The 11,268-nt window shown below is 73.1% G+C and carries 10 protein-coding genes; 3 read left to right on the top strand and 7 right to left on the bottom strand.

What is annotated here, in order from left to right:
* Positions 1-249: 249 nt before the first annotated feature.
* The 3 genes from ABZX75_RS16340 to rsmI form a co-directional block, all read right to left on the bottom strand.
* Complete coding sequence (locus ABZX75_RS16340; RefSeq protein WP_355410854.1) at positions 250-1,170, bottom strand: TatD family hydrolase; 921 nt, start codon at positions 1,168-1,170, stop codon at positions 250-252.
* A gap of 10 nt (positions 1,171-1,180) precedes the next feature.
* A complete protein-coding gene (locus ABZX75_RS16335) occupies positions 1,181-1,720 on the bottom strand; it encodes a hypothetical protein (RefSeq protein ID WP_355410853.1) in 540 nt (179 codons plus the stop codon).
* Positions 1,721-1,879: 159 nt separating this feature from the next.
* Positions 1,880-2,728, bottom strand: a complete 849-nt coding sequence (rsmI, locus tag ABZX75_RS16330; protein WP_355411031.1) for a 16S rRNA (cytidine(1402)-2'-O)-methyltransferase — start codon at positions 2,726-2,728, stop codon at positions 1,880-1,882.
* A 225-nt stretch (positions 2,729-2,953) separates the two neighbouring features.
* Here rsmI and ABZX75_RS16325 point away from each other — a divergent pair, with 225 nt between their 5' ends.
* Both ABZX75_RS16325 and ABZX75_RS16320 read left to right on the top strand, forming a co-directional pair.
* Positions 2,954-4,636 carry a phospholipid carrier-dependent glycosyltransferase gene (locus ABZX75_RS16325; protein ID WP_355411029.1) on the top strand — a complete coding sequence of 561 codons (1,683 nt, stop codon included), beginning with the start codon at positions 2,954-2,956 and terminating at the stop codon, positions 4,634-4,636.
* Between the two features lie 128 nt (positions 4,637-4,764).
* Complete coding sequence (locus tag ABZX75_RS16320) at positions 4,765-6,411, top strand: penicillin-binding transpeptidase domain-containing protein (RefSeq protein ID WP_355410852.1); 1,647 nt, start codon at positions 4,765-4,767, stop codon at positions 6,409-6,411.
* Positions 6,412-6,619: 208 nt separating this feature from the next.
* Here ABZX75_RS16320 and ABZX75_RS16315 read toward each other — a convergent pair whose 3' ends face one another.
* From ABZX75_RS16315 to ABZX75_RS16300, 4 genes are all read right to left on the bottom strand, one after another.
* Complete coding sequence (locus ABZX75_RS16315; protein WP_355410851.1) at positions 6,620-7,828, bottom strand: serine hydrolase domain-containing protein; 1,209 nt, start codon at positions 7,826-7,828, stop codon at positions 6,620-6,622.
* Between the two features lie 91 nt (positions 7,829-7,919).
* Entirely contained in the window at positions 7,920-8,660 is a 741-nt protein-coding gene (locus ABZX75_RS16310) for an ABC transporter ATP-binding protein (RefSeq protein WP_355410850.1), read from the bottom strand.
* Between the two features lie 92 nt (positions 8,661-8,752).
* A complete protein-coding gene (cbiQ, locus tag ABZX75_RS16305) occupies positions 8,753-9,514 on the bottom strand; it encodes a cobalt ECF transporter T component CbiQ (protein ID WP_355410849.1) in 762 nt (253 codons plus the stop codon).
* A gap of 1 nt (position 9,515) precedes the next feature.
* Positions 9,516-10,613 carry an energy-coupling factor ABC transporter permease gene (locus tag ABZX75_RS16300; RefSeq protein ID WP_355410848.1) on the bottom strand — a complete coding sequence of 366 codons (1,098 nt, stop codon included), beginning with the start codon at positions 10,611-10,613 and terminating at the stop codon, positions 9,516-9,518.
* 170 nt (positions 10,614-10,783) lie between these two features.
* On the opposite strand from ABZX75_RS16300, the gene ABZX75_RS16295 reads away from it, so the two are divergent.
* A complete protein-coding gene (locus ABZX75_RS16295; protein WP_355410847.1) occupies positions 10,784-11,173 on the top strand; it encodes an SsgA family sporulation/cell division regulator in 390 nt (129 codons plus the stop codon).
* Positions 11,174-11,268: the final 95 nt, after the last annotated feature.

The raw sequence follows: 11,268 nt of genomic DNA, 5'->3' as shown, positions 1-11,268 counted from the left end.
GGCTCGTCCCCGGTCGCCGCACCGTCCCCGGGCCCGACCCCGGCGCCGGCCGGCCAGGCGCTCCCGGTGCCGGGCTCGTCCTCGTACGCCCCCGGGACGGGACCGCCACGGCGGTGACTGCCCTGCGTATCGCTCACGACGCTCGCTCCACTGGTCCGGCCCATGCTGGTTCGGGCACGGCACCCTAGCGGAGTCACCGTCACTCACCAAAGTCGGACGACTACGGAACGTGTCGTGGCTGTGGGGTCCTCAGTACGCGAAGGCGCGCGCCGTGTTGGCGGCCAGGGCGGTGGCCATCGCGTCCTCGTCGAGGCCGCGGACCGCGGCCATCGCCCGTACCGTCAGCGGAATGAGGTACGGCGCGTTGGGCCGTCCGCGGTAAGGCGCCGGGGTCAGGAACGGCGCGTCCGTCTCGACCAGCACCAGGTCCAACGGGGCCACGGCGAGGGCCTCCCGCAGCGGGCGGGCGTTCTTGAAGGTGACGGTCCCGGCGAAGGACATGTAGTACCCGGCGGCGGCGCACTCCCGGGCCATCTCGGCGTCCCCGGAGTAGCAGTGGAAGACGGTCCGCTCGGGGGCGCCCTCCTCGCGCAGCACGCGCAGCACGTCCGCGTGGGCCTCGCGGTCGTGGATGACCAGCGCCTTGCCCTGCCGCTTGGCGATCTCGATGTGGGCGCGGAAGGAACGCTCCTGCGCGGCCATTCCCTCCGGCCCGGTGCGGAAGTAGTCGAGCCCGGTCTCGCCGACCGCCTTGACGTGGTCCAGCGCGGCGAGCGCCTCGATCTCGGCCAGCGCGTCGTCCAGCGCGGCGTCACCGCCGCCCGGCCGCCCCCCGTGCCACGACCGGCCTCCCCCGGCTCCGGAGGGGTCCCCCGGGACCCCGTGCACGATCCGGGGGGCTTCGTTCGGGTGAAGGGCGACGGCCGCGTGGACGTTCTCGTACGCGGCGGCGGTCTCGGCGGCCCACCGGGAGCCCTTCACGTCGCAGCCCACCTGGACGACGGTGGTCACGCCCACCGAGGCGGCCTTCGCGAGGCCCTCCTCGACGGTGCCGGACTGCATGTCCAGGTGGGTGTGGGAGTCCGCCACCGCCACCCGGAGGGGGTCGGGCAGCGGGGGCGGCGCGTCCTTGGAGACGGAGTTCGGGGAGGGGGCGGGGCTGGGGCTCATACGGCCGATCTTATGACCGGCGCAGCCACCCGAGCAGGCGGGACAGCGGACCGCCGCGCTCCTGCGCCGCCGTCACGTGGACGGGTCCGGGCGCGTCGTGCGGCACGTCCCCCGGCCCACCCGGCGCACCCGGCGCGCCCGCCGCGAGGCTCTCCGCGTGCCGGCCGCCCCGGGGCCGGTGCTCGCGCTGGTAGCCCGCACCGGTGGCGGGCACGGGTCCCGCGATCCCGGGGGCGATCCCCGGGTGGTGGTAGAGCTCGTCGAGCATGCCCAGTACCGAGGAGACCTGCCCCGCCCGCATGATCCGTAGGACGTGTCCGCCGCAGTTCAGGCAGGTCGGGTTCGACAGCGGGGAGCGCACCCGCTCGCCCTTCACCTTGTACATGATGAAGGGCTCGCCCTTGCCGTCGACGTGGTGCTCTATCTCGTACGCCTGCTCCCAGCCGTAACCGCACCTCATGCAGGCGAAGGAGTAGGCCTCGTGCACGGTGTGCACGTCGGACAGGGGAGCAGCGGGCACAGGTACCGAGGTGTCTGCGATCTCACTCATGCGAGCTCCTTTTGTTCCACTGGTGCCATGCCAGTGGACGCCTCTTCGGGCGGGAGCGCATCAGGCCCTGTCTCCTTTTGGACGGTCTTTGGGCCAATCATGCCCAAAGCGCCCGGTGCGCGGTCTGAGCTTTGCCTTTCAGGTTAGCTCTTTACCGACTTACGGCACCTTTTGTGCCGCATTCTTTGCCGCGACGACGGCGTCGAAGACCTCGCGCTTGGGTACGCCGGCCTCGGCCGCGACCGCCGCGATGGCCTCCTTGCGCCGCTCCCCCGCCTCCTCGCGCACCTTCACCCTGCGCACCAGCTCCTCGGCGTCCACATCGCCGGGACCGGCCGCCGGGGCGCCCTCCACGACGACGGTGATCTCCCCGCGCACGCCTTCGGCGGCCCACGCGGCCAGCTCGCCGAGCCCGCCGCGCTTGATCTCCTCGTACGTCTTCGTCAGCTCGCGGCACACCGCGGCCCGCCGCTCGGCGCCGAAGACCTGGGCCATCGCGGCCAGGGTGTCGTCGAGCCGGTGCGGGGCCTCGAAGTAGACCAGCGTGCGCCGCTCGCCCTCGACCTCGCGGAGCCGGCCGAGGCGCTCGCCCGCCTTGCGCGGCAGGAAGCCCTCGAAGCAGAACCGGTCCACCGGCAGCCCGGACAGCGCGAGCGCGGTGAGCACCGCGGACGGTCCGGGCACGGCCGTGACCTTGATGTCCTTCTCCACGGCGGCGGCGACCAGGCGGTAGCCGGGGTCGGAGACCGAGGGCATGCCCGCGTCCGTCACCAGCAGCACGCGCGCGCCGCCGACGAGGGCCTCGACCAGCTCCGGGGTGCGCGCCGACTCGTTGCCCTCGAAGTACGACAGGACCCGCCCGGTGGTGTGCACGCCGAGCCCCTGGGTCAGCCGGCGCAGCCGCCGGGTGTCCTCGGCGGCCACCACGTCGGCCCGCTCCAGTTCGGCGGCGAGCCGGGGCGGGGCGTCCGCGAGATCACCGATGGGGGTGCCGGCGAGGACGAGCACGCCGGCTCCCTCGGCGGGCTGGTGGACGGGTGCGGTACCGCGGGACTGGTCAGTTGTCACCGGCCCATCCTCTCAGCCCCGGAGCCCGACGCACCCGGCTACCGGGGCGCGCACAGCGGCGTTCCTTACGATGACCCGGTGACCAAGACCGCGACGCCGCCGCCCAGCCCCGCGGGGGCCCCGCCCGCCCCGTCCGCGGGACGCGCACCAGAGCCGCCCACCTGGCTGCGCCGCCTGCGCGGCTTCGGCTACGCGCCGCCCGCCTCCGCGTCGGCGCGCGGCGACGTCCGCACCCGCCTGGTGCCCCCGTACGCCCGCCCGTCCGAGCAGCTGTGGACGGCGCTCGGCGTGCCCGCCGCGGCGGTGGACACCTGGCGGCGCGTCCTGGCGTGGGCGGGCCCGCTGCTGGTCGCGCTGGTCGCCGGGGTGCTGCGCTTCGTGCACCTGGGCAGCCCGAAGGCGGTGATATTCGACGAGACGTACTACGCCAAGGACGCCTGGGCCACGATCCGGCAGGGCTACGAGGCGAGCTGGCCCAAGGACATCGACAAGTCGATTCTCGCCAACCCCGACGGGATCTCCCTCCCCGTGGACCCGGGCTACGTCGTGCACCCGCCCGTCGGCAAGTGGGTGATCGGACTCGGCGAGTGGATGTTCGGCTTCACACCCTTCGGCTGGCGGTTCATGACTGCCGTGCTCGGCACCCTCTCGGTGCTGATGCTGTGCCGGATCGGCCGCCGCCTGCTGCGCTCCACCTTCCTCGGCTGCCTGGCGGGCGCCCTGCTGGCGGTGGACGGCCTGCACCTCGTGATGAGCCGCACGGCGCTGCTCGACCTGGTGCTGATGTTCTTCGTGCTCGCCGCCTTCGGGGCGCTGCTCATCGACCGGGACAGAGCCCGGGCCCGGCTCGCGGCCGCGCTCCCGGTGGACGCGGAGGGCCGGACCCGGCCCGACCCGGGGATCGCGGAGACGCTGCGGCTGGGATGGCGCCCGTACCGGATCCTGGCCGGCGTCTGCCTCGGCCTGGCCGCCGGCACGAAGTGGAACGGCTTCGTCGTGCTGGCCTTCTTCGGCGTCCTGACCGTGCTGTGGGACGCCGCCGCGCGCCGTACCGCGGGCGCGGGGGCCCCGTACGCCTCGATGCTGCGCCGCGACGCGCTGCCCGCCTTCGTGTCCACGGTCCCGGTCGCGGTCGCGACGTACGTGGCCTCCTGGACGGGCTGGATCCTGAGCCCCGACAACGGCAAGGGCGGCTACCTGCGCGACTGGGCCGCCAAGCACGACCAGGGCAGCGCGCTGTCCTTCCTGCCGGAGTGGCTGCGCAGCCTGTGGCACTACGAGACCGAGGTCTACAAGTTCCACGTCGGCCTGACCTCGGGGCACACCTACGAGTCGAACCCGTGGAGCTGGCTGGTCCTGGGCCGCCCCGTCTCCTACTTCTACGAGTCCCCCGAACCGGGCACCGAGGGCTGCCCCGCGACCGAAGCGGGCAAGTGCGCCCGCGAGGTCCTGGCCCTGGGCACCCCGCTGCTGTGGTGGGCGGGCTGCTTCGCGCTGCTGTACGTGCTGTGGCGGTGGGTCTTGCGCCGCGACTGGCGGGCGGGTGCGATCGCGTGCGCGCTGGCCGCGGGCCTGCTGCCCTGGTTCAACTACCAGGAGCGGACCATCTTCTACTTCTACGCGGTGGTCTTCGTCCCGTACCTGTGCCTGGCGGTGGCGATGATGATCGGCGCACTGCTGGGCCCGGCCGGCTCGACCGAGCGGCGGCGCGCCCTGGGCGCGATCGGGGCGGGGGTCCTGGTCCTGCTGATCGTGTGGAACTTCATCTACTTCTGGCCGGTCTACACCGCCCAGACCATCCCGATGGACTCCTGGCGGGCCCGGATGTGGCTGGACACGTGGGTGTGAAAGGCCGGAGTGCCGGATGTTCCGGTCCGGTAACAACGATGGAGGGTGGTGTGAGCACGACGTAAGGTCTGCACCAAGGGTTCTTTGAACATGTTCAGAGAACCGTGGCTCCTGGGGAGGGGACGCAAGTGAACGGGGCAGCCAAGGGCGCGGTCGTCGGCGGGGTGTTCCTCGCGATGCTCGGCGGGACGGCGTACGGGGTGTACGCGCTGGTCGGGGACAGCGGCGGGGACGGCGAGAGCAGCGGGGGAAAGACCGGCGAGACCTCCGTCCGGTCGGAGAAGGGCAGCGGGCCCGTCACCGAGAAGGAGGCCGCCGCGACCGCCAAGGCCTTCCTGGCGGCATGGGCCGCCGGCGACGAGCTGACGGCCGCCGAGCTGACGAACAACACGCAGGCGGCCAGGACGGCTGTGGCCGACTACGGGGCCAAGGCCCACGTGTCCAAGGCCGTGATCACCCCCGGCGCGGCGAACGGCACCACCGTGCCCTTCACCGTCGCCGCCGAGATCACGTACGAGGGTGCCACCAAGCCCCTCGCCTACGCGTCCCAGCTGACCGTGGCGCGCGGGCTGACCAGTGGAAAGCCGCTGGTCGACTGGCAGGCCTCGGTGATCCACCCGGAGCTCCAGCGGGACGAGAAGCTTCGCGCGGGCGCCCCGCCGAGCCCGCCGGTCACGGCGGTCGACCGCAACGGCAAGGAGCTGACGGCCGACAAGTACCCGTCCCTGCGCCCGGTGCTGGACTCCCTGCGCAAGACGTACGGGGAGAAGGCGGGCGGCACGTCCGGCGCCGAGGTGTGGATCGAACCGGCCACCCCGGAAGCGCCCCGGCGGACGCTGATGACGCTGGTGGAGGGCAAGCCGGGCCGGATCGAGACCGTGCTCGACGCCGATGTGCAGGCCGCGGCGGAGAAGGCGGTGGAGAAGTACGCCGAGGCGTCGGTCGTCGCCGTGAAGCCCAGCACCGGCGACATCCTGGCCGTGGCCAACCACCGCAAGGACGGCTTCAACGCGGCCATGGAGGGCATGCGCGCCCCCGGCTCGACGATGAAGATCGTGACGGCCGCCATGCTGCTGGACAAGGGTCTGGTGGCGGCGGACAAGGTCGCGGCGTGCCCCCCGACCGCCACCTGGGAGGGGAAGCCCTTCCGCAACCTGAAGAACTTCAGTCTGGACGGGCAGACCTTCGCGACGAGCTTCGCCAAGTCCTGCAACACCGCCTTCATCAGCCTGATCGACGACGTGGACGACAACGGCGCACTGCCCCGCGAGGCCAAGGAGGTCTTCGGGATCGGGCTGGAGTGGAAGGCGGGCGTCCGCTCCTGGGACGGCTCGGTACCGGTGGCCTCGGGGCCGGTGGCGGCCGCCGAGTACATCGGCCAGGGCACCATCCAGATGAACCCGCTGAACATCGCCTCGATCACGGCGACCGCGCGGACCGGTGTGTTCCGGCAGCCGGTGATCGTCAAGGCCTCGCTGGACGGACGGACCCTCGCCTCGGCCCCGCGCTCCATGAAGCCGGGGGTGTCGGCTCAGCTCGTCAGGATGATGAGGCAGACGGCGACCAGCGGCACCGGCAGCACCGCGATGGCCCCGGTCAAGGGCACGGACAAGGGCGCGAAGACCGGCTCGGCGGAGGTCGACGGCGCGGGCAGCCCGGACAGCTGGTTCACGGGCTTCAGCGGGGACGTGGCCGCGGCGGCGATGGTCGAGGGCGGCGGCCACGGCGGTGACACGGCGGGCCCGATCGTCGCATCGGTCCTCAACGCCGGCTGAGCCCCGCGGCCCGGGACGGAGCCAACCTCAAGCCCCGTCGGCAGATCTCAGCCCCGCCAGGGGGCACCTACGAGGGGTCCCCCTGGACGGAGTCTGGGGGAGGTAGCCGGGGGAGTTCGAGGCGCGGGGGCTCGGGGGCAGAGCCCCCGCGACGGCGCCGCACCTGTGGGCCGACGGGGGGGCGGGCGGGCGGACGTACGGGATCCGCCTAGCCCAGCGCAGCGCGCACGGCTCGGACCAGTGCCTGCGCACGCGGGTCGGCGGTTACCGACTTGGCCAGGGCGTTGGTGACGTAGCCGAAGCCGATGCCCGCCTCCGGGTCCGCGAAGGCCAGTGAGCCGCCGCGGCCGGGGTGGCCGAAGGAGGCCGGGGACAGCAGCGGGGACGCCGGGCCGTGCAGCATGTAGCCCGGGCCGAAGCGGGTGTTCACGACCAGGACGTGGTCGGGTCCCGCGGAAAGCTCCGTCCCGGCCAGGGCGGTGGTCTCCGCGGTGAACAGGCGGCCGCCGTCCTCGGTGTCGTCCAGCAGCGCCGCGTACAGCCCGGCCAGGGCGCGCGCCGTGCCGATGCCCGCCGAGGCCGGGAGTTCGGCCGCGCGGTACTCCGGGGCGTTCTCGTCCGGCAGCGGGTCGATCGCGGCGAAGGCGCGGCGGGTGAGCGAGGACGGGTCCTCGTACGCCTCCGAAACGTTCCTGCGCGGGCGGACCTTCAGCGTGCCCGCGCCCTGCGGCGGCTCCACCGGGGCGACCCGGCCCACCCGGCCCGACGCCGCCTGCGCTTGCGGCAGGCCGATCCAGAAGTCCAGTCCCAGCGGCCCCGTGACCTCCCGGGCCAGCCAGCTGCCCAGCGAGTCCCCGGTCACCCGGAGCACCAGCTCCGACAGGAGCCAGCTGTAGGTCTGCGCGTGGTAGCCGTGTGCCGTGCCCGGCTCCCAGAAGGGGCGCTGCTCGGCGACGGCGCGCGGCCCGGACGTCCCGTCCACGGCCTCGGCCGGAGTCAGGCCCCGGTCCAGCGCCGGCACCCCGGCCCGGTGCGCGAGCAGGTCGCGTACGGTCAGCCGTTCCTTGCCGCCCGCCTTGAACTCCGGCCAGTACGACCCGACCGGAGCGTCCAGGTCCAGCAGCCCCCGCTGGTGCAGCAGCAGCGGCACCGCGGCCGCGACCCCCTTGGTGGCGGACCGCACGACCTGCGCCGTACCGGCCGTCCAGGGCAGGGCGTCCGCCCCGTCCGTCCCGTCCCCGCCCTCAGCGCCGTCCCCGCCGTCCGCGTCCCTCGTGCCCGCCCACAGGTCGACGACCTTGCGTCCGTCCCGGTAGACCGCCACGGCCGCACCCCGGTCCCCGAGCACCTCGAAGTTGCGTACGAAGGCGTCCCGGACCGGCTCAAAGCCCTCCGCAACCGTCCCCTGGACCACCACGTGCGACTCCTCGCGTACGGCCACGGCGCCCCGACGGCGCCGCCCGACAGGATGCAACGCCCACCGGACGGCCCTGCTTCCCGGGGTGCTCTCAGCCGGAGGACCGCGCCAGAGACGGCGTCCGCGGGTCGAAGCCGAACGGCAGCTCCAGGCGGTGGGCCCGCATCAGCTCCTCGTCGCACAGCAGGTCCCGCGTACGGCCGTCCGCCGCGATGACCCCCTCGCTGAGGACCACGGCCCGCGGGCACAGCTCCAGCGCGTACGGCAGGTCGTGCGTCACCATCAGCACCGTCACGTCCAGCGACCGCAGGATGTCCGCCAGCTCCCGGCGCGAGGCGGGGTCCAGATTGGACGAGGGCTCGTCCAGGACCAGGATCTCCGGGCGCATGACCAGTACGGTCGCCACCGCGACCCGGCGGCGCTGGCCGAAGGACAGGTGGTGCGGCGGGCGGTCGGCGAAGGCCGCCATCCCGACCTGCTCCAGCGCTGCCTGGACCCGCGCCTCCAGCTCCGCTCCCCGCAGACCGGCCGCGGCCGGGCCGAAGGCCACGTCCTCCCGCACGGTCGGCATGAACAGCTGGTCGTCGGGGTCCTGGAAGACGATCCCGACCCGGCGCCGGATCTCGGCGAAGTTCCGCTTCTCCACCGGCAGCCCGGCCACGGTCACGGAGCCGACTCCGCCGCCCAGGATGCCGTTGAGGTGCAGCACCAGCGTGGTCTTGCCCGCGCCGTTGGGTCCGAGCAGGGCGACCCGCTCGCCGTGGCCGACGGTCAGGTCCACCCCGAAGAGGGCCTGGTGGCCGTCCGGGTAGGCGTACGCGAGCCCCGACACATCTAGAGAGGGAGCGGAAGGAGAGGAAGGAGCGGAGGAATGCGAAGGAGAAGGCGAAGGAGAGGGAGAGGGAGAGGGAGAGGGAGCAGGGGTCACAGCGTCCAGCCCATCAGACAGACGGCGAGCGCCGTCACCGGGAGTGCGGCCGCGTGCGCCCACTGGGCGCGCGTGGCCGCGACGTCGTCGATCACCGGCATCGAGCCGGTGTAGCCGCGGCTGACCATCGCGAGGTAGACCCGCTCGCCGCGCTCGTAGGAGCGGATGAACAGCGCGCCGGCCGTCTTGGCCAGCACCCCCCAGTGCCGGATGCCACTGGCCTCGAAGCCCCGTGAGCGGCGCGCGATCGACATCCGGCGCAGCTCGTCGGTGATGACGTCGCCGTAGCGGATCATGAAGGTCGCGATCTGTACGAGCATCGGCGGCAGTTTGAGCCGCTGCAGGCCCAGCAGCAGCGCCCGCAGTTCGGTGGTCGAGGCGAGCAGGACGGACGCGGCGACTCCGAGGGTGCCCTTGGCCAGCACGTTCCAGGCACCCCACAGGCCGGAGACGCTGAGCGACATGCCGAGTACGTCCACCCGCTCGCCCTGCGCCACGAAGGGCATGAGCACGGCGAAGGCGACGAACGGGATCTCGATGAGCAGCCGCCGCAGCAGGAAGCCGGCGGGGACGCGGGCCACGGCCGCGACCGCCGCGATGAGGACGGCGTACAGGCCGAAGGCCCACATCGCCTCGCGCGGTGTGGACACGACGACCACGACGAAGCCGAAGGTCGCGGCGAGTTTGCAGTGCGGCGGCAGGGTGTGGACCGGCGAGTGCCCGTGCCGGTAGAGCCTATGGGCGTGGCCGGCGCCCATGTCAGCCCGCCGGGGAGGCTGCGGACGGCGTCGAGGCGGGGTCGCGGTCCTCGGCGCGGCGGCGGCGTACCGTCCAGAAGATCCCGGTGCCCACGGCGACGGTCGCGCCGACGCCGATGACCCCGGCGAGACCGCCGGACAGGCGGGCGTCGTCGACGTCCTTGACGCTGTAGTCGGCGAGCGGGGAGCCGGCGGCGGCGTGCTCCTCGACCTTCTGGTCGATGCCCTTGTCGGCGGCGACCTTCTCCAGGCCGTCGGGGCTGGCGGAGGCGTAGAAGGAGACGAAACCGGCCAGGACGAGGGCGGTGACCAGTCCGGTCGCCCAGACCTTCCGGGTGGAGCCGGCGGCGGCCGCGGGCGCCGCGGCGGAGGCGGCCGGGACTTCGACGAGCGCGCCGTCGATGCGGAGCTTCAGCGGTGTGGTCAGCCCGCGCGCCCCGTGCACCAGGTCGGGCCGTACGGCGATCACGGCGCCCACGGTGGCGGCGGTGATGGCGGCTTCGCCGATGCCGATGAGCGTGTGCACGCCGACCATGGCGGTGAACACCTTGCCGAGGGGCACGTCGGTGGTCCCCCCGACGGCGTAGACGGCGGTGAAGGCGGCGGCCGCGCCCGGCACCGAGAGCAGGGCTCCGGTGAAGGCCGCGGCGGTGACGGAGCGGCGGGTGGGCGGCAGCACCTTGAGCAGCCCGCGGAAGATCGCGTAGGCGACGACCACGGTGACGACGCCCATGACGCTGATGTTCACGCCGAGGGCGGTCAGCCCGCCGTCGGCGAACAGGATGCCCTGCATCAGCAGCACCACGGACACGCACAGCACGCCGGTGTAGGGGCCGACGAGTATCGCGGCGAGCGCCCCGCCCAGGAGGTGACCGCTGGTCCCGGCGGCGACGGGGAAGTTGAGCATCTGGACGGCGAAGATGAAGGCGGCCACGAGTCCGGCCAGCGGGGCGGTGCGCTCCGTCCCCGAGCCCCCGATCTGGGACGGGCCGGCGAGTTCCCGGCGGGCTCCGCGCAGGCTGACGGCCACCGCGGCGGCGGCCACCACTCCGGCGGCCAGCGAGACGGGTGTGTCGATGAATCCGTCGGGCACATGCATGGAGTGGCTCCGCTTCCTCACAAAGTGTTCAGCCGCTCAAGAATAGTGCCCAGTTGCAAACCGTTGGCAAGAGCGTTCACGTACCAAATAGACCCGCGCGGTTTCGTCGGAATGTGCGAGGCTGGACGGACAAACGGACGCATATGTTCCGATTTCGAGGAGTCGTGTCGATGTCAGCGACCGCCGAGAATCCCCCTGCCACCGCGACAGTCGCCGCCGTCGAGGAGCGCGTCACCGCCCGCGTGATCACCGACGACCCGCTCTACCGGACCATCCCGGTCGCCCTGCGCTTCGCCCCCGCCGAGCCGCTGGCCGTACGGATCGTCTTCCCCGCCGACCTGTCCCCCGAGGGCACCGACAACGAGTGGGTCCTCCCCCGGGCCCTCCTGGAGGCGGGCCTCGCGGCCCCGACCGGAACCGGGGACGTACGCGTCTGGCCCTGCGGCCGCGTGCAGGCCATCGTCGAGTTCCACTCCCCCGAGGGCGTCGCCGTCGTCCAGTTCGACATCTCGGCGCTGCGCCGCTTCCTGCGCCGTACGAACGCGTCCGCCACCCGGTAGGCGTAAGCGGGCGGAACGGATCCGGCCCCGCGCCCCCTGGTCATCAGGCGGTGCGGGGCCGGTCCGGCATCGTACGGAGCATCCGTACGGGGCAC

Source organism: Streptomyces sp. NPDC003038 (assembly GCF_040611115.1).
GTDB lineage: Bacteria > Actinomycetota > Actinomycetes > Streptomycetales > Streptomycetaceae > Streptomyces.
The sequence above is the reverse complement of the archived record's forward strand: the minus strand, read 5'-3'. Positions and strand labels throughout refer to the sequence as shown.

Bases quoted from the DNA above. Each gene is read 5' to 3' on its own strand.
- cbiQ (WP_355410849.1), bottom strand. From the start codon at position 9,514: ATGGGCGCCGGCCACGCCCATAGGCTCTACCGGCACGGGCACTCGCCG.
- ABZX75_RS16335 (WP_355410853.1), bottom strand. From the start codon at position 1,720: ATGAGTGAGATCGCAGACACCTCGGTACCTGTGCCCGCTGCTCCCCTG.
- ABZX75_RS16300 (WP_355410848.1), bottom strand. From the start codon at position 10,613: ATGCATGTGCCCGACGGATTCATCGACACACCCGTCTCGCTGGCCGCC.
- ABZX75_RS16295 (WP_355410847.1), top strand. From the start codon at position 10,784: ATGTCAGCGACCGCCGAGAATCCCCCTGCCACCGCGACAGTCGCCGCC.
- ABZX75_RS16340 (WP_355410854.1), bottom strand. From the start codon at position 1,170: ATGAGCCCCAGCCCCGCCCCCTCCCCGAACTCCGTCTCCAAGGACGCG.